Genomic DNA, 24,797 nt, shown 5'->3' on the forward strand with positions numbered 1-24,797 from the left:
CCGATCACAAAGGGGCTGAGGGACCGATACCGGATCCGAAGACGGAACGACCGAGTCGATTCGAAATATTCACAAGGATTTTTAGCTGCGGCACGTAGTGGTAGACGAATGATTCGGCCGGTCTCCGTCGGACTCGTCGTTCTCGTGATCTGTGCGTCCGTCGCCGGCATCAGCGGATCGGTCGCCCTCGCGACTGCCGGACCGGCCGCCCCGTCGACGGCGGAACCCGGTCCCACGGGGGGAGGTCCCGTAGCGACGATCGATCCCGCGGACTCGAGCCCGTTCGTCTCGCAAGAAACGCAGAATTTCGACAACACGACGTTCGAAATTACGATTCACGAAAACGGAAGCGCGACGTGGACGTTCCGTCACGAACTGTGGTTCTCGAACGAGGACAACGAAAGGGAGGCGAAAGAAAACTTCAGAACCTTCGTCGAGGCGTTCGAGGCGAACGAAACTGGGTTGTACGATCGGTTTATCAACCAGTCGCGCCTCCTGACGCAGACCGGCGCACAGGAGACCGGCCGGGAAATGGAGGCGACGGATTTCCGGCGGTCCGCTCGGATCGAAGACTGGCCGACGGAACGTGGAGTCGTCGAAATGACGTTTACGTGGAACGGGTTCGCCGCCGTCAACGACGAGACGATCGTCGCGGGTGACGTCTTTCAGGACATCTACCTCTCGTCCGATCAGGCGATCGTCTTCGAGGCCGACGGCGATCTCGTGTTTCGGTCCGTCGAGCCCGATGCGGAGTACGCGGGGACTTCCCTCGAAGAGACGGGATCGGTCCAGTGGAACGGGCAACGGGAGTTCGTCGATGGTCGTCCTCGTGCGGTCCTCACCCGACCCGACGGTGCCGCCGCTGGCGGTGGGAACGCCGGATTGATCGCGACGATGACCGGCGCTGACGTCGTCTGGTATCTGGTCGGTGGGCTCCTCGTTGCTGGGGCCATGGTTACCGCAGCCGTCTGGTACCGGCGACACGGATTCGCAACTGACGAGGCCGGTGGGTCGGCGGGAGACGGAGCGGCCGGGTCGACGGCAGCAGCCGCTGACATGGACGGTCACGGATCGAACGAAGGGGGACCGACGAACGCGGACGACGCAAACGGAGCCGCTGCCCTCTCGGACGAAGAGCTCATGACCGACGAGGATCGCGTCGTCAAACTGATCCAGGAGAACGGCGGTCGGATGAAACAGGTCAACATCGTCGACGAAACCGGCTGGTCGAAATCCAAAGTCAGTATGCTGCTCTCGGAAATGGAAGACGAGGGGATCATCAGCAAACTTCGGGTCGGACGCGAGAATATAATCAGCCTCGATGGGTTCGAACCGGAGGCGACGAAGTCGCCGTTCGAGGAGTGAGGGATCCGGCGACCCGATCACCGACTGGTTCTCCCGTGAGACAGTCCGACACTCTCGGAACGAAACGGAATGCTTAAACATCGTACTCCGCTACGATTGGGTGTAGACGACGCCCGCTCCGGTGGTGTAGTCCGGCCAATCATATTGCCCTCTCACGGCAATGACCTGGGTTCGAATCCCAGCCGGAGCACTCTTCTGAGGAACGAAGTGACGAAGAAGAAAGCGCACGCTCTGGGATTTGAAGCACGGAAATCCGAGCGGAGCAAGGATTTGCATCGGGTTCGAATCCCAGCCGGAGCATCTCGACTTTCGGGATTTTTCCTGACTCAGAGACGGGACAGTACTTCGTCCCTCTCGAGAGCAGCCCCAATTAGCGACGAGGAAGCGAGTGAGATCGGTGGGGGGAATCTTGCTTGCGAGCGTCGGATTACGATAGGTATCGATGTGTCGGGGGATATCGGAGACGGCGGACACGTACCCATCGTTCACATACAACATTTTCGCAAGGTTCGTATGAGACACCTACCTATGAGGGACAATGCCGGAGTGTGAGTACTGTGATGCGTCGTTCGAGGACGAGGAGAGGTATAACACGCACCTCGAAACGGACCATTACGACGAGCTCGGGCCGATCGATCGGCGGCGAATCGGTGCCGAAACCGATGACGAGAACAGCGACCGCCCGATCGGCCTCATCGTTCTCGGCGTCTTTCTCGTGGTCGCCATCGGCGTCGGTGTCTTCGTGTTCCTGTCGTCCAGCAACGGCTCGTCGGCCGAGTTCGAGGCCGAACAGCAGCCGTCCAACATCGGAAGCGTTCATACGCACGGAACGATCGAGGTCGCTATCGACGGGCAGCAGATCGATTTCAGCCAAGAGCAGTACCAACTGCAGGCGGACGCGTTCCACTTCGAGAACGGTGAGGGGACTCGCTGGCACGTCCACGCTCAGGGCGTGACCCTCGAGTACGGGATGGCGACGCTCGGAATCGACGTCACGGAATCGACGGTGACGTTTCAGGGGACCACGTATCGGGATAGCGACTCGAATACGAGCGTCACCGTGACCGTGAACGGCGAGTCGGTCACCCCGAGCGACTACGTTCTCCGAGAGGGAGACCGGGTCCGAATTATCGCCGACCGATCGTGACGTACCCGACAACTGTGAACTGAGTGGGGCGTAATGACACTTTCTGGATACCGTCTCTCAGTCACGGTGGTTTGGGCTACCGCTCGAAACGACGGTTCCTCTCGTGGAACGGAATAGTGCTCTACCGACAAATCTCGGACAGCGACCCGTCCCGCGGAAACCGCAACCACTGCCGTCACCCTCTTTTCGCTGGTCACCGATCCACCGGTATGGACCTTCCGCGACTCGGACTCGGGACGATGGGGATCGACGACCCCGCGGCCATCGAGACGGCTATCGATCTCGGATACCGCCACCTGGATACCGCACAGATATACGACAACGAGGCCGTCGTGGGCGAGGGCATCGAGCGCTCGCCGATCGATCGCGAGGAACTGACCGTCGCGACGAAGCTCTGGGTCGACCGGCTCGGTGCCGACGCGGTGTCCGAGAGCGTCGAAGCCAGCCTCGAGCGCCTCGGCCTCGATCGCGTCGAACTGCTGTACGTCCACCGCCCCCGCGGCGAGTACGATCCCGAGGGGACTCTTCCGGCGTTGGCGGAGGTTCGCGAGGACGGCCTCGTTGGCGGCGTCGCCGTCAGTAACTTCGAAGTGAGCCAGCTGGAACGGTTCCGGGACGTACTGGGACGATCACCGGCCGCCAACCAGGTCGAGTACCACCCGCTCTTCCAGCCCGAAGATCGGCTGGAACACGCCCGCGAGCACGGCTACCCGCTGGTGGCGTACTCGCCGCTGTCCGGTGGACGAGTCGGCGACGTCGAGGCGGTCGTCGCGGTCGCCGAAAAACACGACGTCTCGCCCGAGCAGGCCAGCCTCGCCTGGTTACTGGCGAAGGGCATCTACCCGATCCCAAAGGCGTCCAGTCGGGCGCACCTCGAGGCGAACCGCGCGGCCCTGGATATCGCGCTGGACGCCGAGGACGTCGCCCGCATCGACGGCGTCGAACGCGAGGAGGAGCTGTATCCCGAGTAGCACACCATCCCCGTCGACGCGTTCCGAGGGCCAGCGAGTCCGGCACAGGGGCATCCCTGAACCGGCGGAGCGGCCCGAAAGAGGAGAGAGCGATACCGTCACTCGGCTTCTTCGCCGTCGCCCATCCAGCGCACGCCGAGCATTCGATACCCGTCGAATTCGCCGCTGTCGATCTCGGCTTCGATCTCCTCGTGGGTCTCCGAGTCGATGCGCGCGAGGTGGCAGAGCGGGTGCCCCGGGAGCGCGACCGGGTTCTCGAGGACCCCGACGAGAAGTCCGGTAAACGGTGCCTCGACGACGTGTTCTTCGGTGCTGAAGTGGTCGCTGATCGCACAGATCGTCTCTCCCTCGTGGACGAGCGGCGTCGGTCCCCACTGCATATCGACGAGTCCGCCCGTGTCGGCGCGCAACCAGCGCTTCTCCTGATCGCCGCCGAGGATCTTCTGCCAGCCCGGCCGCGTGACCGATTCGTCGGGGAGGACGTCGTATTCCGCGAGGACGCTTTCGACGCCCTCGAGCGCCTTGTCGATGAGGGGTCGCTGGAACCGGTGTGCCTTCCCCATCTCGATCGTGATCGTAGGGATCCCATCGGCCGTCGCGACCGAGCGCAACGACGTGTCCTCGCCCGCTCCTGCGAGGATCACGTTGGCACCGAACGCCTCCGCCAGTCGCTCGACCGCCGGATTCGACATGTCCGCACGGCTGTGGTACATCGTCGTTCGGTTGCGCGTCGACGTGTGAAAGTCGAGTCCGAGATCGCACTGGCTGATGAACCGTTCGTAGATCTGATAGGCCATTCGTTCCGCGGTATTGCTCCGTTCCCTGCCGGGAAACGAGCGGTTGAGGTCCTGATCGTAGATCGGAATGTCCCGCTGCTGGGCGAGGTAACCCGGAACGTTGACGACGTGAAGACAGACGAGCGTGCCGTGGAGGTCCGACGGCTCGTATCGGTCGGCGACTTCCTGGAGCACTTTCACGCCGTTCAGTTCGTCGCCGTGGAGCGCCGCCGTCAGGAAGACCGTCGCACCCGCCTTCTCGCCGTTGACGACCGTTATCGGAATTTCGACTGGATCCCCGAGGTACGTCTCGCCGATTTCGTAGCGGACGTGTCGGGTCTCACCCGGATCGACTTCCGCATCGTATCGGAACGGTTCGGGGGACGTATCAGCCATGTACGCCGTTCTCCGCAGCGACATCCATTAAACACGCCGATCGGCCGACGGCGGCGGGTTCAATTCTGCTTGTATCGATTCGGGACGTACTCGTTGACCGATTCGGGAACGGAGCCGAAGACGACCGGCGCGATATTCGCGAGTCGTCGTCGGAGAAGTCCGTAGAGGCCGCCGACCACGAGTGCCACCCCGACGAGCCACTGGAACGGCTCCTCGAGCACGACCAACAGCGGCAGCCCGACCAGGATCGCGAGCAGGAGATCCTCGGGTGCACCGTCGTACCGGACCCAGCGTTTCGGTGCACGCCAGCGGCTCCGAACGTGATCGTAGACCGCTCGATCGGAGGTCCCCTCCCACGGCCGGAGCTCGAGACCGCCGCCGTATCGGTCCATCCGACAGTGGAGCGCGGCCCCGAGGAACAGGAACGTGAGAGCGACGAGCCACGGCGTCAGGAAGAGCGCCGTTGCGATGGCGACCGGAACGGCGGCGATCGTGTACAGCGTCGGATAGTGGAGCGTGCGCCGATGTCCCGCGTAGAGATCGAGGTCCGGTAACAGGCCGCCGGCGAACGCGCCGACGAGCGCCGCCGACGCGAGGTCGGGGGCGACCACGACGAGTGGCGCTGCTATCGCGAGTCCCATCAGCGCGTGCGTCGGAAGCATCATATATCGTCTGAAAGGCGTGGGCTCGAGATAAGCCCACCGGCGGATTTATGCCTCGATAGTGTTTGGCTCCTCGAAATGGCAAGGAGCGACGGAAAGTCGCGATCGGAAGACCGTTCGGACGCGGTGGAGGACGTCCTCGAACGACTGTTTCGGGACAGTCGAACGAACGCCCTCCTCGCGTGGGTCGTGGTCGGCGTCCTCGCGATGGTTTTCGTCGAGAGCGCGCTCGATTTCGACCGGCAGTGGCTCGCTTTCGTTACCATCGTCGGCGCGATCGTCGTGATTCCGCCCGCGGCCTACCGCGAATGGCGGGCCATGCTGCCCTGGGAGTTGCTCGTCCTCGCGACGTTACCGATCCTCGTCAGGGGCGTGTTCGACGGTAGCGTCGGTACGTTTGCCGCCTATCTCGCCGTGGCCGGTCTCGCCCTGATCATCACGGCGGAACTGCATATGTTCACCTCGCTGCGGGTGAGCCACTGGTTCGCCATCGTCCTCGTCGTGTTGACGACGTTGGCGTCCGTCGCGGCCTGGACCGTGCTGCGGTGGAACCTGGATCGGCGGTTCGGCACCTCGTATCTCTCGACGAACGACGCGCTGATGGCCGAGTGGCTCTCCGTGACCGTCGCGGGGCTGGCAGCGGGCGTGCTGTTCGACGCCTACTTCAGACGCCGCGATCGGCAGCTCCGACGGGCGCTCAGGCGGGTGGTCAGCCGATGACGCGTCTCCCGCGCCCCTCGATGCGAACCCAGCGCCGCCTCACGCGGCTCATGCAACTCGTTCTCGTCGGACTCGTCGCCTACGGCCTCGTCGACGGCCAGCCGAAAGCGATCGTCAACGGCAGCGTCGCGCTGCTCATCACGTTCTTCCCGGCCCTGCTGGAACGGAACTACGACCTGCCGCTGGATCCCTGGCTCGGTCTCTGGATCACCGCCGCCGTGTTCCTCCACACGCTGGGGTCGGCCGGCCTGTACGGCCAGATCGACTGGTGGGACCACCTCACGCACGCGCTGTCGGCGTCGCTCGTCGCCGGCGTCGGCTACACGGTTGCCAGAGCGGTCGACCTCCACGCGGACGACATCCACATCCCGAGTCGGGTCGCGTTCGTCTACATCTTCGTGCTCGTGATGGCCTTCGGCGTCATCTGGGAACTGTTCGAGTTCGCGCTCGACATCATCGCGGCGTCGACCGGCGTCACTATGCCGCTGGCTCAACACGGACTCGACGACACGGTTCGCGATCTCATGTACAACTCCCTCGGCGCGCTCCTCGTCGGTACCTTCGGACAGGTGTACCTCACCGACGTCGCCGAAACGGTTCGCGAGCGCCTGCTATCGGTCGAATCCTGAATCGAGTACCGCAGCCCGCTCCGCGGCGGCGTTCGTAATCGACTAACCGCTTCCCCTGGCCGTCCGCGCCGTCGTCATCGCTGCCTGAAGCATCGATAGTCCTCGAGAGAGTCTCCCACCGCCCTCAGCAACCGCCGTCAGTGGGAACTTACTCCTCGCCGGGATTCCGACGCGCGATCATGCCGTGGGCGATCCACGAAATGACGACGTCGCCGTCCTGGGTGACACCCTCGAGGCGGCTGTCGACGTAGCCCCGTCTCGGATCGCTCTCGGAAACCTGCTTGTCCAGGATCTCCGTGCGAATCGAGAGCGTATCACCGGGTTTGACCGGCTGTTTCCACCGGAGCTCGTCGACGCCGCGGGCACCCATGCTGGCGCGGTCCTGAATGGGGCCGTCGACGAGCAGCCGCATGCACATCGACGCGGTGTGCCAGCCCGAGGCGACGAGTTCGCCGAACGCGGAGTCTTCGGCCGCTTCTTCGTCGACGTGGAACGGCTGCGGGTCGTACTTTTCGGCGAACTCGATGATCTCCTCCTTCGTGACGTGATACTCACCGAACTCCCGAGTGTCGCCGACCTCGAGATCCTCGTAGTAGCGCATGGCCGTGAAATGTGGGACGTACCTGCAAGAACCTGTGGGCCGAGGCAGAATGGGGTCGGGAAGCGGGTTCGATCGACTCGGTAGCTGATTCCGACGGTCTCGAAACCGACCGGGGGTGGTCAACTCGCCGGCTGCTCGACGTCGGTCTCGGATTCGAGAGGGCGATCGTTGCGCGTCCGGACGTGGAGCGCAATCGCGCAGATCGCGGCGATCAGTCCGGAAGCCGTCGCGATGGCGAACGCGACCCGGTACCCGAACTCAGTGTAGACGCGGGTACCGTTGACCGTTTCACCGGTCCAGTAGGCGTCGAGTGCCGCGCCGAGGAGGACCGGGAAGACGGCCGCGCCGATCCACCCCATCGTGTTGATCAGTCCGATCACGGTGCCGCTCGCACCCTCGGGGTGGCGCTCCTTGATGACGGTAAAGGCGAGCGGAATCCCGCCCCGCAGGACCCGTGAGAAGAGGAAGATCGCCCCGACGAGCGCCAGCGGAACGACGCCGAAGACGGCGAAGATCCCCCAGCTCAATCCGAACACGACCGTCGAGAGGACGATGAGGCCCGTTCGGTTTCCCGACCGATCCGAGAGCCAGCCGAACAGTGTCGGACCGATCATGCCGCCGACGTTCCCGACGAGGAGGTAGACCGACGCCTCCGTCACGGAGATGTCGTGGGTCTGGACGAGATAGGGAATCCCCCACAGACCGAAGATCGTGATGCCGATTCCGGTCATAAAAAAGAGCATGATCCCCAGCAGCCACGTTTCGGGTTCGCGGACCGCATCCGCGACGTATCGCCTGAGCGTCGCCGCGGAGGTCACGTCCGGTCGTTCCGGAACGTTTTCGATGGGCGGCAGGCCGGCATCGGCGGGCGAATCGTGCGAAAAGAGGACGATACCGACCCCGGTCGCGAGACCGAACAGTCCGAGCCCGACCATCGATGGCCGCCATCCCGCGCTCGAGACGGCGATCGCCAGCGGCGTCGTCGCGGCCAACCCGCCCAGAATGCCGACGCTGAACGTCACCCCGGTCATCGTCCCGAACTCGTCGGGACGGAACCAGTTCGCACAGAACCGAAGCGTCGCGACGAACAGGACGCTCGCACCGAACCCGATCAGGAGTCGACCGGTGAAGGCGAGCGCGTACGTGGGTGCGAGGCCGAAAACGATCGCTCCGATGCTCATCAGACCGGTTCCGATTGCGGCGATCGCCCGCGCCCCGTACCGGTCCGTCAACAGGCCGGCCGGGACCTGAAACGCCGCGTAGAGGTAGAAAAATGACGAGTGCAACAATCCGAGACTCGTCCCGGTCGTGTCGAACGATCGCATCAACGCTTCCGAGAGGACCCCCGTCGACGACCGATGGAGACTGACGAGAAAAAAGGCGGAGACGAGCAATCCCCATCCGATCCACCGTCGTCGATACGGGTCGGCAAGTAGTGTCACCTGTGATCGTTTGACAGGGTTTTTATTAAATCTGTGTCCACATTCGGGCTTCGAGACGGGTGCTCGAGACCGAACCGTCGTTCGCGTTCGACCCTCGTCCGTGCTCGGGTCTTCAAAACATCTATGCGTTGCCGAATGGGGGGTTTCGGTATGACTCTCGAGGACCACTCCGTGCTCGTCACCGGCGGCGCGGGATTCATCGGATCGAACCTGGCGAACGAACTCGCGGAAACGAACGACGTGACGGTTGTCGACGACTGTTATCTGGGAACACCGGAAAATCTCACCGAAGACGTCGACTTCGTGCAGGCGAGCGTGCTGGAGGACGATCTGCCGACGGACGTTGACGTGGTGTTTCACCTCGCGGCGCTGTCCTCGTACGCGATGCACGAAGACGACCCGACGACGGGTGCGCGAGTGAACGTCGAAGGGTTCGTCAACGTGGTCGAGCAGGCTCGGCAGGACGGCTGCGAGACGGTCGTCTATGCCTCGACGTCGTCGATCTACGGGAGCAGGACGGAACCCTCGCCCGAGGACATGGACGTGAGCGTGAACACCGGATACGAAGCGTCGAAGCTGGCCAGAGAGCGCTACGGCGAGTACTTCTCGAACCACTACGATATGTCGATGGCCGGCATGCGCTTCTTCTCGGTCTATCAGGGGTACGGCGGCGCGGAGGAACACAAAGGCGAGTACGCCAACGTGATCGCGCAGTTCGCCGACGACATCGCCAACGGCGAGTCGCCCGTCCTGTACGGCGACGGCACCCAGACGCGGGACTTCACGCACGTCTCCGATATCGTCCGCGGGCTCGAGCAGACCGCTGCGGCCGAGCTCGACGGGATTTACAATCTGGGAACGGGCGAGGCCTACGACTTCAATACGGTCGTGGAGATGCTCAACGACGAGCTCGGGACCGACGTGGACCCCGAGTACGTCGAAAACCCGATCCCCGACTCGGTCTACGTCCGCGACACCTGTGCCGACGCCGCGAAGATTCGGGAAGAAACCGGCTGGGAGCCCCAGATCGACTTCGATGAGGGGATCCGGCGGGTCTGCGCCCAGTACGCGGACGAGTGAACTCGATCACGCGGTGTCTCGATCCGTATCGGACCGTTTCGCATTCGTCTCGTCGCTACCGATAGCCGGGAATCGAAATCCGTCCGCCGCGAGAATAATTTATGATCGTAGTGAATTTTCGGATCAGACTGATGGAGTAACCAGTAACGGACGCTCTCTGCGAACGAGCGTCTCGATAATCGGTCATCGACCGAACCCGCTCGCCGGAATCCTTCACGGAAAACGATGTATAAGCCAGTTAGCGCACCTGCTAGGGGTTTTTATCGTGGCACCCACATCCTCACGATATGCGACTCCATAACAGGAACGTTCGACAGGACGTCCGGGAGCTCGGCGCGTTGCTCGGCGACGTCCTCGAGGAACAGACGTCTCGCAAAGCGTTCGAGACGGTCGAATCGTGTCGGCGGGCCGCGATCGATTACCGCTCCGGGGAGCTCGATTCGCGCGAGCCCCTCGTCACGGAGCTCGAGAACCTCTCGCCCCATCAACAGCGGATCGTCGCTCGCGGGTTCACGACCTACTTCGAACTGATCAACCTCGCCGAGGAGCGCGAACGGGTCCGGACGATCCGGACGGAATCTCACGAGGGGACCCTCGACGACAGCCTCGAGACGGCGGCCGAGGAACTCGGCGAGGCCGACGTCGAGACCGTGCGTCAGATCCTCGACGACGTCCTGATCGAACCGACCTTCACCGCGCACCCGACGGAGGCGCGCCGCAAGACGGTCAAGTCGAAACTGCGGGACATCTCGACGGATCTCGAGACGCTGGACGAGCGCCTGCTGACCGACAAGGAGGAGAGCCAGCGCTGGCGAGACATCGACGCCGAGGTCACGAGCCTCTGGCAGACCCCGCAGGTCCGCAATCGCCAGCCCGAGCCCGAAGACGAGGCGCGCAACGTCCAGTGGTACCTCGAGAACACCCTCTTCGACGTCGTCGGGGAGATCTACGACGAGCTCGACGACGCGATCGACGAGGAAGTCCCCGGCAACCTCGAGATCCCGAAGCTCTTCGAGTTCCGCTCGTGGGCCGGAAGCGATCGCGACGGCAACCCGTACGTGACCCCCGACGTGACCGCCAACACCCTCGAGCGCCAGCGCTCGGTCGTCCTCGAGCAGTACCGCGAGCAGCTCAAGCGCCTCTCGGGCGTGCTGAGCCAGGACGGCAGCCGGATCGACGCCGGCTCCGCGTTCCAGGCCTCGCTCGAGCGGGATCGCGAACGACTCCCCGGCAGCGCTCGCACCGCCGAGGATCGCTATCCCGGCGAGCCCTACCGGCAGAAACTCAAGCTCATGCGCGAGCGGATCCGCCGCGTCGGCGACGTCCGCCCGGGCGGGTACGACGACGTCGACGAACTCCTCGAGGACCTCGAGGTCATCGCCAGGAGCCTGCGGAACAACGGCGCCGAGAGCGTCGTCGACGCGCACGTCGACCCGATCCGCCGGCAGGTCGCCACGTTCGGCTTCTCGCTGGCCAGTCTGGATCTCCGAGAGCACCAGGCGAAACACACCGACGCCATCGCCGAAGCCCTCGAGGCAGAGGGGATCGATTACCACGGCTTCTCCGAGGACGAACGCGTCGAGTTCCTGACCGAGGCCGTGTTGCAGGACGAGCCCGTGATCGACCTCGGTGACACCGAGGCGCTCTCCGACGACTCGGCGCGGGTCCTCCGGCTGTTCGACAGCCTCGCCGACTGGCAGAGCGAGTACGGCAGCCACGCCATCGACACCTATGCCATCTCGATGACCGACGAGCCCAGCCACGTCCTCGAGGTGCTGTTCCTGGCCGATCAGGCCGGCGTCGTCTCCCTGCCCGAGCACTCCGGGATCGACATCGTTCCCCTGCTCGAGACCGAGTACGCCCTCTCCGGCGCGCGCCGGATCATGGGCACGCTGTTCGAGAACGAGGCCTATGCGCAGGCCCTCGAAGCCCGCGGCCAGACTCAGGAGATCATGCTGGGGTACTCGGACTCGAACAAGGAGAACGGGTTCCTCGCCGCGAACTGGTCGCTGTACAAGAACCAGCGCCGGCTCGGGGAGATCTGTGATGACTACGACGTGACGATGCGGCTGTTCCACGGTCGCGGCGGCTCGATTTCGCGCGGCGGCGGCCCGATGAACGAGGCGCTGCTCGCGCTGCCGAACTCGACCGTCACGGGGCAGGTCAAGTTCACCGAGCAGGGCGAAGCGATCGCCGAAAAATACGCCAACCCGCGTATCGCCGAGCGAAACATCGAGCAGATGCTCAACGCGCAGCTCCGGGCGCGCAAGCAGTCCCTGGACCAGCCCGAGGAGGAGGTCCACGACGAGTGGGTCGAGGCCATGGAATCCATGGCCGACGCCGCCCGACGGGAGTACCGCGATCTCCTCGAGAGCGACGGCTTCGTCCAGTACTTCGAGCAGGCCACGCCGATCACCGTCATCGAGAACCTCGATCTGGGTTCCCGGCCGGCCTCCCGATCGGGCGAGCGCACCGTCGAGGACCTGCGGGCGATCCCGTGGGTGTTCTCCTGGACCCAGTCGCGGTGTATTCTGCCGGGCTGGTACGCGATCGCGACCGGCGTCGAGGCCTACCTCGAGGACGGCGGCTCGATGGAGACCTTACAGGAGATGTACGAGGAGTGGCCGTTCTTCCGCACGACGCTCGACAACGCGGCCCTCTCGCTGTCGCGAACCGAACTCGAGATCGCCGAGCGGTACGCGAACATGGCCGAGGAAGACCTCCGCGAACGGTTCTTCCCCCGCGTCTCCGACGAGTACGAGCGAACGGCCGATCTGATCACCGAGATCGGCCAACGGGATCGCCTGCACACCCGCGACTGGCTCGGCGAGAACCTCGAGCGGCGGAACCCCTACGTGGACCCGCTGAACATGCTGCAGGTGTACCTCCTCAATCGAACCCACCGGACGGACATCGAGGAGCGAACCCTGCGCCTGACGGTGAAGGGGATCGCGGCCGGAATGAAGAACACGGGCTGATCGGAGGCGTCGTCGTCCGTTCGGGCCGGGCTGACCCTCGCGACTCGAGCGGGCCATCCCTCCCTCGCCGGTGAGACAATCGATCTCAGGGAGAGCGAAGAATCGAAACGGGTAAAAACGTCACTCGGGTACGTATGAGTGAGCCGAGATAGCCTAGCCCGGCCAAGGCGGTAGATTCGAAATCTACTGTCCTCACGGACTCGGGAGTTCAAATCTCCCTCTCGGCGCTTTTCCACCAGCAAATCGCTGAGCGTCGCGTAGCGGAGCGAAGTAAACCGTGGCTGGAAAACGATCAGTGATTTGAATCAGGAAGTGAAGCGGAGCGAAACGACCGTGGTTCAAATCTCCCTCTCGGCGCTTTTCCAGCAGCAAACCGCTGAGCGCCGCCTCAGTTACTCGTCGGCCTCGAGTAGCGCGGAGCGTACTGCGGCGACTCGTCGCCAGACGCGGAGTGGACCGCGACCACCGAGACGGCGGGCGGGCCCCCATCACTCGCAAGCAGTGTCACTATGCGAAGACTTGGAATATGTGTGGTGACACGAGCCACAATGATCGCCACTCGAGAGACAGCAACTCGACCGCGGTGGGGACGATGAGTGCGGACGACGAGCCGCCGGACGACGAGGCGTTTCACCCGCTCGGTGAGTCGTGGCAGGACGACCTCGAGGAGTTGCTCGACGACACGGAGTACGACACGGAACTCGGGATGGAGATGGGGCGGGACGCCATGCGAGTCACGAAGGGGGAGCTCTCGGAGGAAGAGTTCCACGAGCGGTATCACGAGGACGTGATGGCGGAGTTCGGTGAGGACGAGCGACCGATCGCCAGGTCGGACGACGCCGACGGCGACAAGGAGGGTATCGGGTCGACGCTCTTGCAGCTCACCGACGGCGACGAGTCACGTCGGGAGATGCTCAAAAAGGCGGGAGCCGGGCTGGGATTCGCGAGCCTGGGCTGGGGTGCGGTCGATCAGCAGGAACCGGAGCCGGAACCCGCAGTCGAGGACGCGGGCGAGGTCCAGGACGCAGACGAGGGGACCCAGTGGGGGATGACGATCGACCTCGAGCACTGCGACGGCTGTCTCGCCTGCGTAACGGCCTGTAACCAGGAACACGGGTGGGATCAGGGAGCCAACTGGATGTACGTACTCGCCTACGAGGACGGTCAGGTCGAGTCTCCGGATCCCGACAGCGTCGACGTCGAGCCCGGAGAGTGCTCGCAGAACGATGCCGTCCACGATTTCAACTACCTCGTCCGCCCGTGTCAGCACTGCACGGACGCGCCCTGCGAGAAGGTGTGTCCGACCACGGCTCGCCACACGCGCGACGAGGGCGGGCTCGTGCTGACCGATTACGAGGTCTGTATCGGCTGTCGGTACTGTCAGGTCGCCTGTCCGTACGGGGTCAACTACTTCCAGTGGGACGATCCGAACGTCGACCGGGAGGAACTGGACCCGGAGCGGATTTACGACGAGCGCGGCCGACCGGTCAGTCGCCGCGCTCCCCGCGGCGTCATGTCGAAGTGCGTCTTCGATCCGACTCGGCAGGACGGCAAGGCGGGCGAGGAACTGATCGGAACGAGCGCCTGTGAGCAGGCCTGTCCGCCGAACGTGATCCAGTTCGGCGACAAAAACAACCCCGCGAGCGACCCGGAACGGTACGCGGACGAGCCGGCCAGGTCGCGAACGATAATCAATCTATTCACGGCGCTTCCGTCCCCGAACTCGGTCGAATCGTCGCTCGAGGGCGTCGACGGGGAGCTCGACGCCGTCGTCGATGCCGTCGACGAACTTACCGTCGGGTTGATCGCGCTCGCGAAAGCGGTCGATCTCACGCAGGAGGAGTACGAGGAGGAACCCCCACCGGGCGATTCCCTGCCGGACAAAGAGCAGACGGTGCTGGACGTCGTGAACGCGATCGAGAACGCCGGAGTCGACCTCGAAAGCGAGGAAGGCATCAGGGAGATCGGGCTGTCGCCGGAGCAGTTCGAGGGACCGACACAGGACGTTCAGGTCGCCAACCCGGAGGAAGTCGCCTACGAACTGTTCGAGGACTACGTCGACGCACCGGAGGTGGAGTTCGAACTGCTGGCGGACATCGGAACGAATCCGAACGTCACCTATCTCGGCCACCAACCGGGGCCCGAAGCCCATCAGGTTCCGGGGCCGGTTTCGTACGACGACGTCGGGTTGCTCGACAAACGACAGAACGCGCTCGACGACGAAACGGTCGGGCTCGGTTTTCGAGACGCGTAGCGCGAGCGATCGGAGTCGTTGAAACGAGTTCCTCACCGCTCGCACTCGAGCGGCCAGCACGAACGGTGCTGGCAGTTGATTCGCGAGCGGGAGTGCACTGACGCTCAGCCACTACTATCGCACCTCGGCGGGCTGACTCCGTTTCTCGCCGGCGGGAGCCGCGGGCGCTGTCGGTGAGATTTCCGGCGGCGACCTGTTCGAAACCACACGTATTCAAGCGCCTCGAGACGCACCGTCGGGTATGGACCGTCGAAAGCGACTGATCGTCGGGGGGCTCTGGATCGGGGTCGCGGTGGTGATGGCGACGACCCTCGACGTCGGGATTCCGTCGTCGGCGGACGGCGTCGCTCGTCTGTTCGTCGTCGTTATCGCCCTGTTTCTCGCCAGTGTGTACCTGCTCGATCCGTGGAACGTCGTTAGCGATCCCTTCCGACAGGGGTAGCGCGGAGACGTCCGACTGACAGCACGGGATCGGTCGTCGGAAAAACGAGTCGTCGCGATTGCGGACCGTCGAGTCAGTCGTCTGCCGGCGCGAGCGGTTGCTGATCGGCCGCGAGCAGCCGATCGAGGGCGTCGACCATCGCCGTGACGCTCGCGCGAGTGATGTCGGCCTCGCTGCGGGCGACCGTCACCGAGCGGTCGTTTCGAGCCATCGTCACCTCGACGGTGACGACGGCGTCGGTACCGCCCGTCACCGCGTCCACGTGGTAGGACTCGAGTTCGGCGTCGGCCATCGGGCCCAGCGCCTCGCGGACGGCGGAGACGGCGGCGTCGACGGGGCCGGAGCCGGTGCCGCTGGCGACGCGTTCCTCGCCGTCGACGTCCAGTCTGACGCTCGCGGTCGGTACGGCACCGCCGCTGGTGGCGGTGACGTCGAGCAGATCGACGACGCGCTCGCGATCCGCTCCGGTGACGTCCTCGGCGATCGCCAGCAGATCGGCGTCCGTCACCCTGCGGCCGCGATCACCGAGCTCCGTTACGCGGTTGGCTATTTCTGCGACTTCGTCGTCCTCGGCATCGACGCCGTGTTCCTCGAGCGTCGCCGCGACGCCCGCGCGGCCGGTGTGTTTCCCGAGCGCGAGCCGGCGCTCCCGCCCGACCGTCTCGGGCGCGTAGGGCTCGTACATCTTGTCGTCCTTGAGCGTTCCGTCCGTGTGAATGCCGCTCTCGTGGGTGAAGGCGTTCTCACCGATGACGGCCTTGTTCGGCGGGAGCTGAACCCCCGTCGCTCGAGCGACGGTCTGTGCGAGTTCGTAGAGCTCTTCGAGCTCGAGGGTCTCGAGCTCGTAGACGTGCGAGAGGGCGATCGCGACCTCCTCCAGGGCGACGTTTCCGGCGCGTTCGCCGAGCCCGTCGACCGTACAGTGGACGAGATCGGCACCGGCCGAGACGGCCGCGAGCGCGTTGGTCACGCCCAGCCCGAGATCGTCGTGGGTGTGGGCGCTGACCGGGCCGAGTTCGGCGAGCCGGGAGACCGCCTCGTGGGTGTGTTCCGGGCCGGTGTGACCGACGGTGTCGGCGAAACAGAACCGATCGGCCCCGGCGTCGAGCGACGATTCGGCCAGCTCCTCGAGGTAGTCGAGATCGGCCCGGGAGCCGTCCTCGCCGATGACCTCGACCCAGAGGTCGTTCTCTTTCGCGTAGGCGACGAGTTCGGCGGTCTTCTCGAGGTTGTCCTCGCGGGAGGTACCGACCTTGCCCTCGACGTGGCGGTCGCTTGCGGGAACGACGATGTGAACGCCGTCGACATCGCACTCGAGCGCGAGGTCGATGTCGCCTCGCATCCCGCGACAGAAGCTGGTGACGCGCGCGTCGAGATCGAGATCGGTCACCCGCGAGATCGCCTGTCGCTCACCCGCGCCCGTACAGGCGCTCCCGGCTTCGATGACCGAAACGCCGGCGCGCTCGAGCGAGCGAGCGATCTCGACTTTCTCGTCCGGAGAGAGCGAGACGCCCGGAGCTTGTTCGCCGTCGCGAAGCGTCGTGTCGAGAAGGCGTACTGTACGGTCCGATGCGATCGTCTGTTCGGGGGAGTGAGTTACAGGCAAGAGTAGTGAACTACGGGTACTGCGGTTACGTTCGTGGGAGAATTTCGCATCCAGCCGGGTCGCCCCGACTTCCTCTATCCTCGTCGTGCGGCGATGAGACGGAATCTCGTGCCATTGTACTATGGGCCAACGTATCATGCTGACTTAAATCCGCCGGTCACGGCTCGGTCCCGCATTCGACGGGGAGAGTTCGCAGTGACGGTCGACCGTCTCACTCCTCGAGAACGAGCCGATCGCCGGGATCGACGTCGGCTGCCGTCCCGGCCGGGAGCTCGACGATCAGGTCCGCCTTCTCGCGAGCGAACCCTCGCCACGGGCGGAGCGTCTCGACGCGCTGGACGACACCGTCGACGACCCAGACCGCGTCGATGGGGACGAAGACGAACAGCATGTGGAGATCGCGGGTTTTGGTCGAATCGAACTGGAACGCAAGCCCGTAGTCGTCCGGTATAGACCGGCGAAACATGAGCCCTAACGTCTGGCTCACGAGCGAATCCGCGAGGTCGACCGTCGTCGCCAGCGTCTCGGGCTCGGTCCCGTCACGGGACGCATCGTCGGCGACCGGATCGTGGACGAGTCGCACGCCCTCGAGTCGGTGCGGCGACGGCAAAAACGTTCCCGCCGGAGTCGGTTCGACTCGGAACCCATGAACCGGCACACCGTATTTGGCCACGCGGTCAGAGGAAGACGGTGGCGACGGCGCTCGCCGAATAGACGGTATTGATCAGTGCGTGCGTAACCGTGCTGCTCGCAGTACCCCAGCGGTGACGAACGACGCCGAGAAGGAGTCCGAGAGTCAGCAGCATCGTCAGACGGGACACCGACAGATCGACGATGACGTGCTTGAGAGCGAACGCCACCGACGCGATACCGATGCCAACGACGACACCGAATCCGTCGACGAGGTCGGTCTGGACGATCCCCCGCCACACCTGCTCCTCCGCGACCGGGACGACGAACCCGTTCCCGACGAGAAAGAGGATCGCGAGTGCGGGCCTGGCTTCGAACGCCGCTGTCAGTGTCTCACCACCAGCCCTGCTCGTCTCTCCGAACCCGAACAGTACGATATCGATCAGGATAGCACCGTTGAGCAACACGAATCCGACGATGGCGGCGATGAGCCCCCCGGCGAGGGCGCGGGCCGTCACGTCCCGCTCCCACGACTCGCTTCGCTGTCCCTGCTCGAGTGCGTACAGGGTAAGGATCGCCGCGATGAGCGGAAATCCGATCGCGAGGACCAGATAGTCCGCCAGCAGCGGGTCGATTCCGACTGCGGGAGCGACCGAAACGAAGCCCCGCCGCAGTGCGACCTCGAGAACGATCCAGCCCCCGACGACGACCGCAGCGATTTTGATCGGATTCGAGCGGGCCATGAGGGGAAATCCGGAACGCTAATATATTTATTTTTAAATTTGGATTGGAGAAAGAGTCGCAGGTCGGTATGATTCGAGTTCCGGAACTCCGCTCCGGAAGACCGATCGTCAAGGCGCACGCCGATTTTAATCCCGGCAGGCGTCCTCGCGGATTCGGACACGTTCCCTCGAGGACCCGGCTACTCTCCGAACGAAAACGCCGAGTCGTCGGCGTCCGTCTCGGTCCGATCGGGGTCGTCGTCCGTCGGGTCTGGGTCAGCACTGTCCGCTGCGGCGTCCGTCATCTCGGGAAGCGAGTCGACAGCCGTCGCACTCCCACTGGCGTCGGTCTCGAACCGATCGAGCGCCTCCGAGAGCGCCACTGCCTGCTGTGAGAGGTCGCCCGCCGATTCGGACACCGCCGTCAGTGCGGACGTCTGTTCTTCGGCCGAGGCGGCGACGGTTTCGGCTTCGGCGGTCGTCTCCTCGGCGATCGTCGCCACTTCGTCCACCATTGCGACGACTTCCTGCGTCGACGACGCCTGCTCTTCGGTGGCCGTCGAGATCGATTGAACGCCGTCGTTCGTCTCCTGGGCGTACTCGGCGATTTCCTCGAGCGAGGAGACGGTGTCCGTGACGAGGTCGTGAACGCGTTCGATCTCCTGACTCGTGCGGTCGACCTCCTCCGCCGACTGTTCCGTCTGATCCTGGATCCGCTCGAGCCTGGACCCGATCTCGTCGGTCGCGTCTTTGACGTCCTGCGAGAGCTCCTTGACCTCGGCGGCGACCGCCGCGAACCCGCCGTCGTCGTCGGCGGCGGCCGCGGATCTGGACGCCTCGATGTTTGCGTTGAGCGCGAGCATGTTGGTCTGTTCGGCGATGTCGGCGATGCTGTCGGTCAGATCGTCGACCTGCGCGACTTCCTCGCGAAGCCGTTCGAACTCCTCGACGACCGCGTCTCGCTCCGTCTCGAGGTGTTCGCAGGCATCGATCGCTTCCTGGGCGGCGTCGTGACCCTCGCGACTGGTCCGTGCGGTTCGCTCCGCGGCGGTCGCGACCTCGTTCGACGTGGCGGCGATCTCCTCGGTCGTCGTCGAGAGGGTGTTCATCTCCGCGTCGACCGAGCGAAGCGATTCGTACTGGTCGTCCGCACCGGTCGAAATCTCCTGGATCGACTCGCTGACCTGTTCGCTCGCGGATTTGACTTCCTCGCTCGAGGCGGTGACCTGCTCGCTGGCGGTCGCGACGTCGGTGGCGAACCGACTGATCTGTTCGACGGTTCCCTCGAGTTCGGTGAGCATCTCGTTGAAGTCAGTCGCGATGGCCTGCATGGTATCGTTCGACGACGTCTCCGCATCCATCCGAACGGTGAGGTCGCCGTCGGCGGCCGCACCCATCACGTCGCAGTACGAGGCCGCCGCATCCTGGAGATCCTCGTTGATCTCCTCGACGCGCTCGCGTTCGCGTTCGGCGTCCGCTCGCGCCGCTTCGGCTTCGGTGATCTTCTGTTTCAGTTCGTCTCGCATCGAGGCGAATCCGTCGTACAGCCGACCGATGTTGTCGATCCGTTTCGTTTCGACCGCGACGTCGAGGTTTCCGTCCTCCATCTCGCCGACGGCTCGAGTCAGCCGATCGATCGATCGCGCCGTGGTCCGACCCAGTACGGCACCGAGCAGGCCGATCAGGAGGACGCCGCCGAGCGTGATTCCGGTGCCGAACCGGTTGACCGCGTTGACGAAGCCAAACGCGTCCGACTCGGCGGTATGGACGAGGACCGTCCACCCGTCAGCGGTCGTGTGATAGCCGACCACGTAGCCGTCGGGGGCGAAGTCGTACGGCTCTCCGTGGAGTATTTCGGGTGGCTTTCCGTCGAGTTTCGTCGCACCCGGTCCCTCCTGTGCGGATTCGAGGAGGTCGTCGTTGCCCTCGTAGGGCTCGAAAAAGGTCACCGCTTCGCGGCCGTCCTCGTAGCCGAGGTAGGCGTCGTCGCCGATGATTCTGCCTTCCTCGTCGACGACCGTCATGACGGTGTCCGAGTCCGTGCTCGAGAGAACGTCCGTCGACCGGTCTTCGAGGTTGAAAGTAACGACGAGCGCCCGATCCTCGCCGACGCCGACGTAGTAGGATACGACGGGACGGGTGTCGAACGCCAGTCCCGACTCGTCGGGCATGGCATACGGTTCAGTTCGCTGAACGTTGTGCTGTGAAAGGTCCCCGTCGAGTTCGTCAACGGCGGGAAACTGCACCTCCTCGAGGGTCGCGGCGTCGGTGTCGACACGCTCTCGAATCTCACCGTTGGACGTATCGACGACCATCGCGTTCATCCGGGAATCCGGGAAGTCGGAATAACTCTCCTGTAGATATGCTTCGATCGCTGCATCGTCGCCCGTGTCGAAAACCGAGGCGTGGGACGACGATGCGACGAGTTGCGCGTTCCGTTCGTCCCAGTTGTCTATCGCCTGCGCCTCCCGTACCGCAGTATCCTGCTGGTCGTCGAGCGTCGTCGTTTCGACGCTGTCGGTGAGCGTCGCCGTCGCGACCAGGCCCAACGAGCCCACCGAGATCGCCATGACGAGCAACACGATTCCGAATTTCAGCGCGTAACTCTTCCGGATGACCGCGGGTACGACGTTCCGTAGGTCCCCCATCATAACTGATAACTTCCACCAGCTATCTTATTCTTTACGAATTATTACATCAGACATTCAGCTTCTGGCAAGGGCCGGGGACCGGACGCTCGGAGCATTCAAATCGACTCGAGCCGAATCCGGAAACCGGTATGGAGAAAACGCCACGGGGAACGTCCGTCGGCGTCGACGACCCCTACGAGTTCGCGGGCCTCTGTGATTATCTCACGGGCGAGGGTCAGTGTCGGTACGCGCTCGAACACTACCAGCAGGATCCGGGATTCGCCAGCGAGCGCGCGGACGACGACTACGAGTGTCCCGTCGTCGATCCCGAATCGGACTGGACGTGGGCCGACTGTCCCCACTTCCGTTCGCGCAACCGCGACCGCGAGTGCGTTCGCTGCGGGCTCGAGGAAAAGCGAATGGCCCACGACGACGAGCGCCCGCTGCTCGAGGAACACCACCTCTCGTACGATCGCGACGGCGAGACCCTCTCCCACGAGATCACGATCTACCTCTGTCGGTGGTGTCACGCCAACGTCCACAACTCGTGGGCGCGGATCACCGACGATGCCGCGCCGGATCCCGACGCGATCGCGGCGCTCGAGGAGCGGCGCAGTCAGGAACAGTCGGAACTGGGGTTCGAGTCGGCGGCCGAGCGGTACGACGACACCGACCGATAAGGGGCGGTGGCCGCGTCGATACGGCGGTCAGGCCAGCCTTCGAGCGAGCCCGTAGACCGCATCGCGCAGCCGGTCCGGGAGATAACGAGCGTACAGTCCGTATTGGGCGAGCGGCCCGACCGGATACCGCGCCGGCGGATCGGGGCTGGTCGCCGACTCGAGGATCGCGTCCGCGATGTCTTCGGGCTCGGAGGCGAAGGGGCCGCCGGTTCCGCCGCCGATCAGCTGGGCGTCGTCGTAGAGTTCGTACAGCGATTCGTAGGCCGGGGTTCGTTCGTCACCCGGGAGTTCTTCGTCGACGCGGTCGGTGAACTCGGTCTCGACCGGACCGGGTTCGATCAGCACCACGTCGATGTCGAACTCGTCGACCTCCGCGCGGAGGGAATCGCTCATCGCCTCGAGCGCGTGTTTCGACCCCGAGTACGCGCCCGAGCCCGGGAAGGATATCCGCCCGGCGACGCTCGAGACGTTGACGATTCGACCCTCGCCCTGAGCGCGCATGTGCGGCAGTGCGGCGCGGGTGAGCCGATGCGGGCCGTAGACGTTGACGTCGAACTGCCGGTGGAGGTCGACCGTGGCGACGTCCTCGAGCGGCCCCATCTGGGCGTAGCCGGCGTTGTTGACGACGCAGTCGATGGAGCCGGCGACGTCGACGGTCTCCTCGACGACCGACGCGACCTGCTCCGGATCGGTGACGTCCAACTCGAGCGTGTCGCAGCCGGCGTCCTCCAGCGCCTCGATGTCGTCGACGTTGCGGGCCGTCGCGAACACCTGCCAGTTCTCCTCGAGGAAGGCGCGGGCGGTCGCGCGGCCGATCCCGGACGAGCAGCCGGTAATGAGGACCGATCGCTTGCGCGTATAGCGGCTGTCGTCGGTTCCGGCGGTGCTCTCGCGACTGCGGTCGTCCTCGACGACGGAGCCCTCCGGCTCGTCGTCTGCTGTCCCGTCGACGTCCTCAGCGGTGGCCATACGGACAGGTTCGGGAGACGATACCTAAGTATCGACGGTTTGTCGCGCTAACCGTAATTTTCGTCTCCGAGTACGATCCGTCTGGATCGGGCGACCGGATTGCGGCGATAACACCCTCGAAAGTCCCCTCTCAGCCCCGCCCGCCGCAGGCGGATGGTCGTCCGGCTGGAAACGACGGGCGATCTACTCGCCGAGGCTCTTCTTGGCTTCGTCGGCGTACTGATCGGCCAGTCGAACCGGCTCCGGGAGTTTGTACGACGAGGCGAGCTCGAGGACGATATCGGCCGCCGTCTCGGGGCCGACGCGGTGGCCCGGGCTGACGTAGAGCGGATTGATGTACCGGTTCGGCGAGTCGTACTGGCGCGTCTGGACGGCGTAGCCGAGCAGCGTGCCGTCTGGCGCGTCGACTCGAGCGTTCGACTCGATACCGATCGTCGTCCCTGCCGGGAGACCGTCGGTGTCTTCGACCGGCGTGCCACAGAGCAGGCTCTTCGCGACGCCGACGCTCGGCACGTCCCTGACGACGCCCATGTGGGTCGCGATTCCGGCCTGCCGGAAGTGAATGCGGCCGCTGCCGTCGAACAAGAGGAGGTCCGGATCGACGGATAGCTCCTCGAGCGCGGCGAGAATCGGTGCCCCCTCGCGAAAGGAGAGGAGGCCGGGGATGTAGGGAATCTCGAGCGGCGTCACCGCGTGCACGCGCTCGATCACTTCGCCCCCGCGCATCGCGACGACGGCGCTCAGGGCGCGGTCCTGGTCGCCGTCGTCGTTCGTGAGAAACGACTGGTCGATCCCGACGACGATAGGCGGTTCGGCTCCGCTCGCGGTCGCCTCGAGCGGGTTCGAGAGGGCACTGGGGTCGAACGAAAAATCGTCCTCGAAGAGGGCGACGTCGGCGATCTCGCGCTGGAGATCTTCCATCTCCCCGCGCGAGAGGGCGGCGTCGGGTGCGAGATCGGCACGGGCATGGCTCATCGGTTAGGGGATGATAGACGCCGTGTGAAAATCAGTTGCGTGGTTTCGGGAACCGTCGGGAGTCAGAACCGGCCGCGTCCGGGACCGCCGGGGCCACCCGGACCGCCGGGGCCGCCACCGCCGCCGAACTCGAGGCGGTTCGGTGCGCTGACGTTCCGGTTCTGTTTGAGGTACTGTCCGTAGGCGAGCCCGATCGCGAGACCCACGAGGTGGGCCATGTGGGCGACGTTCCCGCCACCACCGGTACTGACGAAGAAAATGCTGTACACTGCGTACCCTCCCGTGAGGACCCAGATCGGAACGGGGAGAATGAAGTAGATGTACACCTTGAGATCGGGGTTGAGGATCGTTAGAACGCCCAGAAGCGCGAGTGCAGCACCGCTCGCTCCGACGACACCCTGTGTGAACGGTGTGACCGTACTGGACTGTAGTATTTGGATACTGATCTGACCGAGGCCCGCGAGCGCACCGCTCACGAGGAAGAGAATCGCGAATTTTCGCGACCCGACGTACCGCTCGACGAGCGGGCCGAAGAAGAATATCACGATGCTGTTGAAGACGATGTGGAAGAATCCGCCGTGTGCGAAGATCGAGGTGAACCACGTCCAGACGTACTCCGGATAGTAGGGCCGCAGGACGAACAGGGTCTGCATCAGTTCTGGTCCGAAGACGGCACCGACGACGAGTTGACTGAAGAACGTGATCCACATCAGCGCGAGGAACGTGTACGTCGCGTTCCCGCGGAAGTACGCCAGCGGGCCCCCCGTCCCCGTGTCGATCGGGACCTTGTCGGCGAGACTCGAGGCCCGAGACGTATTCCCGCCCGAATTCACGTCGTCGTCGAAGCCGCTGTCGAAGACGCCCTGCGGGTCGTTCCAGTTTTGCAGCCCCGAGCAGTCGTGGTTCTCGGGGAGCCGATGGTCGGCACAGTAGGTGCCGCCGCAGTGCCGACAGTTGTACGGCATGTTTTCGTCTTTCCCACACACGTCGCACTTGGCCATTGAGCGGGAGTATGTGCGGCGTCGCTAAGGGATTTGGGATTTTTCGCGGGATTCTTTCGGATCGGTCGACCGACTCAGTAGTGGTGGGAGCGCGTCATCGAACGCGATCCCCGTCTGCTCG

The 24,797-nt window shown here is 64.4% G+C and carries 21 protein-coding genes and 2 tRNA genes; 12 read left to right on the top strand and 11 right to left on the bottom strand.

Annotated features, from left to right (window positions below):
* The first annotated feature begins 108 nt into the window (after positions 1-108).
* From NDI89_RS14925 to NDI89_RS14940, 4 genes are all read left to right on the top strand, one after another.
* On the top strand, positions 109-1,365 hold the full coding sequence (locus NDI89_RS14925; protein ID WP_277522494.1) for a DUF7343 domain-containing protein: 1,257 nt from the start codon (positions 109-111) through the stop codon (positions 1,363-1,365).
* Between the two features lie 115 nt (positions 1,366-1,480).
* Positions 1,481-1,555, top strand: a tRNA-Glu gene (locus NDI89_RS14930).
* 348 nt (positions 1,556-1,903) lie between these two features.
* Positions 1,904-2,512, top strand: coding sequence for a flagellar basal body-associated FliL family protein (locus tag NDI89_RS14935; protein WP_277522496.1), 609 nt, complete (start codon positions 1,904-1,906; stop codon positions 2,510-2,512).
* A gap of 209 nt (positions 2,513-2,721) precedes the next feature.
* Positions 2,722-3,483 carry an aldo/keto reductase gene (locus NDI89_RS14940; protein ID WP_277522498.1) on the top strand — a complete coding sequence of 254 codons (762 nt, stop codon included), beginning with the start codon at positions 2,722-2,724 and terminating at the stop codon, positions 3,481-3,483.
* Between the two features lie 98 nt (positions 3,484-3,581).
* Here the strand turns inward: NDI89_RS14940 and NDI89_RS14945 are convergent, their stop codons facing one another.
* Together NDI89_RS14945 and NDI89_RS14950 are read right to left on the bottom strand one after the other, a co-directional pair.
* Positions 3,582-4,655, bottom strand: a complete 1,074-nt coding sequence (locus NDI89_RS14945) for a succinylglutamate desuccinylase/aspartoacylase family protein (protein WP_277522500.1) — start codon at positions 4,653-4,655, stop codon at positions 3,582-3,584.
* Positions 4,656-4,714: 59 nt separating this feature from the next.
* Positions 4,715-5,320: a metal-dependent hydrolase gene (locus NDI89_RS14950; protein WP_277522501.1), complete on the bottom strand. Its 606-nt coding sequence runs from the start codon at positions 5,318-5,320 to the stop codon at positions 4,715-4,717.
* A gap of 75 nt (positions 5,321-5,395) precedes the next feature.
* Between NDI89_RS14950 and NDI89_RS14955 the strand changes: the two genes are divergently transcribed.
* Both NDI89_RS14955 and NDI89_RS14960 read left to right on the top strand, forming a co-directional pair.
* A complete protein-coding gene (locus tag NDI89_RS14955; protein WP_277522504.1) occupies positions 5,396-6,037 on the top strand; it encodes a hypothetical protein in 642 nt (213 codons plus the stop codon).
* 20 nt (positions 6,038-6,057) lie between these two features.
* Positions 6,058-6,666 (top strand): DUF2238 domain-containing protein, encoded by a 609-nt coding sequence (locus tag NDI89_RS14960; RefSeq protein WP_277522966.1) that lies wholly within the window; start codon positions 6,058-6,060, stop codon positions 6,664-6,666.
* Positions 6,667-6,814: 148 nt separating this feature from the next.
* Here the strand turns inward: NDI89_RS14960 and NDI89_RS14965 are convergent, their stop codons facing one another.
* Both NDI89_RS14965 and NDI89_RS14970 read right to left on the bottom strand, forming a co-directional pair.
* Positions 6,815-7,267, bottom strand: coding sequence for a MaoC family dehydratase (locus tag NDI89_RS14965; RefSeq protein WP_277522506.1), 453 nt, complete (start codon positions 7,265-7,267; stop codon positions 6,815-6,817).
* A 119-nt stretch (positions 7,268-7,386) separates the two neighbouring features.
* Positions 7,387-8,709, bottom strand: a complete 1,323-nt coding sequence (locus tag NDI89_RS14970; protein ID WP_277522508.1) for an MFS transporter — start codon at positions 8,707-8,709, stop codon at positions 7,387-7,389.
* Between the two features lie 150 nt (positions 8,710-8,859).
* On the opposite strand from NDI89_RS14970, the gene NDI89_RS14975 reads away from it, so the two are divergent.
* The 5 genes from NDI89_RS14975 (at position 8,860) to NDI89_RS14995 (ending at position 15,463) form a co-directional block, all read left to right on the top strand.
* On the top strand, positions 8,860-9,789 hold the full coding sequence (locus tag NDI89_RS14975; RefSeq protein ID WP_277522509.1) for an NAD-dependent epimerase/dehydratase family protein: 930 nt from the start codon (positions 8,860-8,862) through the stop codon (positions 9,787-9,789).
* A gap of 287 nt (positions 9,790-10,076) precedes the next feature.
* A complete protein-coding gene (gene ppc, locus NDI89_RS14980) occupies positions 10,077-12,767 on the top strand; it encodes a phosphoenolpyruvate carboxylase (RefSeq protein WP_277522511.1) in 2,691 nt (896 codons plus the stop codon).
* A 142-nt stretch (positions 12,768-12,909) separates the two neighbouring features.
* Positions 12,910-12,994 (top strand) — tRNA-Ser (locus tag NDI89_RS14985).
* A 365-nt stretch (positions 12,995-13,359) separates the two neighbouring features.
* Entirely contained in the window at positions 13,360-15,021 is a 1,662-nt protein-coding gene (locus NDI89_RS14990) for a 4Fe-4S ferredoxin N-terminal domain-containing protein (RefSeq protein ID WP_277522513.1), read from the top strand.
* A gap of 241 nt (positions 15,022-15,262) precedes the next feature.
* The gene (locus tag NDI89_RS14995) at positions 15,263-15,463 is read left to right on the top strand and encodes a hypothetical protein (RefSeq protein WP_277522516.1); all 201 of its coding nucleotides are present in this window, start codon (positions 15,263-15,265) and stop codon (positions 15,461-15,463) included.
* Between the two features lie 73 nt (positions 15,464-15,536).
* Here the strand turns inward: NDI89_RS14995 and NDI89_RS15000 are convergent, their stop codons facing one another.
* The 4 genes from NDI89_RS15000 to NDI89_RS15015 all read right to left on the bottom strand — a co-directional run bounded on the left by NDI89_RS15000 (position 15,537) and on the right by NDI89_RS15015 (position 21,072).
* The gene (locus NDI89_RS15000; RefSeq protein ID WP_277522518.1) at positions 15,537-17,069 is read right to left on the bottom strand and encodes a 2-isopropylmalate synthase; all 1,533 of its coding nucleotides are present in this window, start codon (positions 17,067-17,069) and stop codon (positions 15,537-15,539) included.
* A gap of 211 nt (positions 17,070-17,280) precedes the next feature.
* Positions 17,281-17,652 carry a DUF192 domain-containing protein gene (locus NDI89_RS15005; RefSeq protein ID WP_277522520.1) on the bottom strand — a complete coding sequence of 124 codons (372 nt, stop codon included), beginning with the start codon at positions 17,650-17,652 and terminating at the stop codon, positions 17,281-17,283.
* Between the two features lie 94 nt (positions 17,653-17,746).
* Complete coding sequence (locus tag NDI89_RS15010) at positions 17,747-18,442, bottom strand: CPBP family intramembrane glutamic endopeptidase (protein WP_277522522.1); 696 nt, start codon at positions 18,440-18,442, stop codon at positions 17,747-17,749.
* A 179-nt stretch (positions 18,443-18,621) separates the two neighbouring features.
* Positions 18,622-21,072, bottom strand: coding sequence for a methyl-accepting chemotaxis protein (locus NDI89_RS15015; RefSeq protein WP_277522524.1), 2,451 nt, complete (start codon positions 21,070-21,072; stop codon positions 18,622-18,624).
* Between the two features lie 128 nt (positions 21,073-21,200).
* On the opposite strand from NDI89_RS15015, the gene NDI89_RS15020 reads away from it, so the two are divergent.
* Positions 21,201-21,731 (top strand): DUF7097 family protein, encoded by a 531-nt coding sequence (locus NDI89_RS15020; RefSeq protein WP_277522526.1) that lies wholly within the window; start codon positions 21,201-21,203, stop codon positions 21,729-21,731.
* A 27-nt stretch (positions 21,732-21,758) separates the two neighbouring features.
* On the opposite strand, the gene NDI89_RS15025 is transcribed toward NDI89_RS15020, so the two are convergent.
* The 3 genes from NDI89_RS15025 to NDI89_RS15035 form a co-directional block, all read right to left on the bottom strand.
* The gene (locus tag NDI89_RS15025; RefSeq protein WP_277522529.1) at positions 21,759-22,700 is read right to left on the bottom strand and encodes an SDR family oxidoreductase; all 942 of its coding nucleotides are present in this window, start codon (positions 22,698-22,700) and stop codon (positions 21,759-21,761) included.
* Between the two features lie 183 nt (positions 22,701-22,883).
* The gene (locus NDI89_RS15030; protein WP_277522531.1) at positions 22,884-23,675 is read right to left on the bottom strand and encodes an endonuclease V; all 792 of its coding nucleotides are present in this window, start codon (positions 23,673-23,675) and stop codon (positions 22,884-22,886) included.
* Positions 23,676-23,737: 62 nt separating this feature from the next.
* Positions 23,738-24,676, bottom strand: a complete 939-nt coding sequence (locus NDI89_RS15035) for a rhomboid family intramembrane serine protease (protein ID WP_277522533.1) — start codon at positions 24,674-24,676, stop codon at positions 23,738-23,740.
* Positions 24,677-24,797 lie beyond the last annotated feature (121 nt).

This window comes from Natrinema salsiterrestre, from assembly GCF_029502005.1.
Classification (GTDB): Archaea; Halobacteriota; Halobacteria; order Halobacteriales; family Natrialbaceae; genus Natrinema; species Natrinema salsiterrestre.

What these genes read in the sequence shown, in the direction of transcription:
- NDI89_RS14925 (WP_277522494.1), top strand. Translation starts at nt 109, where the DNA reads ATGATTCGGCCGGTCTCCGTCGGACTCGTCGTTCTCGTGATCTGTGCG.
- NDI89_RS14935 (WP_277522496.1), top strand. Translation starts at nt 1,904, where the DNA reads ATGCCGGAGTGTGAGTACTGTGATGCGTCGTTCGAGGACGAGGAGAGG.
- NDI89_RS14940 (WP_277522498.1), top strand. Translation starts at nt 2,722, where the DNA reads ATGGACCTTCCGCGACTCGGACTCGGGACGATGGGGATCGACGACCCC.
- NDI89_RS14945 (WP_277522500.1), bottom strand. Translation starts at nt 4,655, where the DNA reads ATGGCTGATACGTCCCCCGAACCGTTCCGATACGATGCGGAAGTCGAT.
- NDI89_RS14950 (WP_277522501.1), bottom strand. Translation starts at nt 5,320, where the DNA reads ATGATGCTTCCGACGCACGCGCTGATGGGACTCGCGATAGCAGCGCCA.
- NDI89_RS14955 (WP_277522504.1), top strand. Translation starts at nt 5,396, where the DNA reads ATGGCAAGGAGCGACGGAAAGTCGCGATCGGAAGACCGTTCGGACGCG.
- NDI89_RS14960 (WP_277522966.1), top strand. Translation starts at nt 6,058, where the DNA reads ATGCGAACCCAGCGCCGCCTCACGCGGCTCATGCAACTCGTTCTCGTC.
- NDI89_RS14965 (WP_277522506.1), bottom strand. Translation starts at nt 7,267, where the DNA reads ATGCGCTACTACGAGGATCTCGAGGTCGGCGACACTCGGGAGTTCGGT.
- NDI89_RS14975 (WP_277522509.1), top strand. Translation starts at nt 8,860, where the DNA reads ATGACTCTCGAGGACCACTCCGTGCTCGTCACCGGCGGCGCGGGATTC.
- ppc (WP_277522511.1), top strand. Translation starts at nt 10,077, where the DNA reads ATGCGACTCCATAACAGGAACGTTCGACAGGACGTCCGGGAGCTCGGC.
- NDI89_RS14990 (WP_277522513.1), top strand. Translation starts at nt 13,360, where the DNA reads ATGAGTGCGGACGACGAGCCGCCGGACGACGAGGCGTTTCACCCGCTC.
- NDI89_RS14995 (WP_277522516.1), top strand. Translation starts at nt 15,263, where the DNA reads ATGGACCGTCGAAAGCGACTGATCGTCGGGGGGCTCTGGATCGGGGTC.
- NDI89_RS15010 (WP_277522522.1), bottom strand. Translation starts at nt 18,442, where the DNA reads ATGGCCCGCTCGAATCCGATCAAAATCGCTGCGGTCGTCGTCGGGGGC.
- NDI89_RS15015 (WP_277522524.1), bottom strand. Translation starts at nt 21,072, where the DNA reads ATGATGGGGGACCTACGGAACGTCGTACCCGCGGTCATCCGGAAGAGT.
- NDI89_RS15020 (WP_277522526.1), top strand. Translation starts at nt 21,201, where the DNA reads ATGGAGAAAACGCCACGGGGAACGTCCGTCGGCGTCGACGACCCCTAC.
- NDI89_RS15025 (WP_277522529.1), bottom strand. Translation starts at nt 22,700, where the DNA reads ATGGCCACCGCTGAGGACGTCGACGGGACAGCAGACGACGAGCCGGAG.
- NDI89_RS15030 (WP_277522531.1), bottom strand. Translation starts at nt 23,675, where the DNA reads ATGAGCCATGCCCGTGCCGATCTCGCACCCGACGCCGCCCTCTCGCGC.
- NDI89_RS15035 (WP_277522533.1), bottom strand. Translation starts at nt 24,676, where the DNA reads ATGGCCAAGTGCGACGTGTGTGGGAAAGACGAAAACATGCCGTACAAC.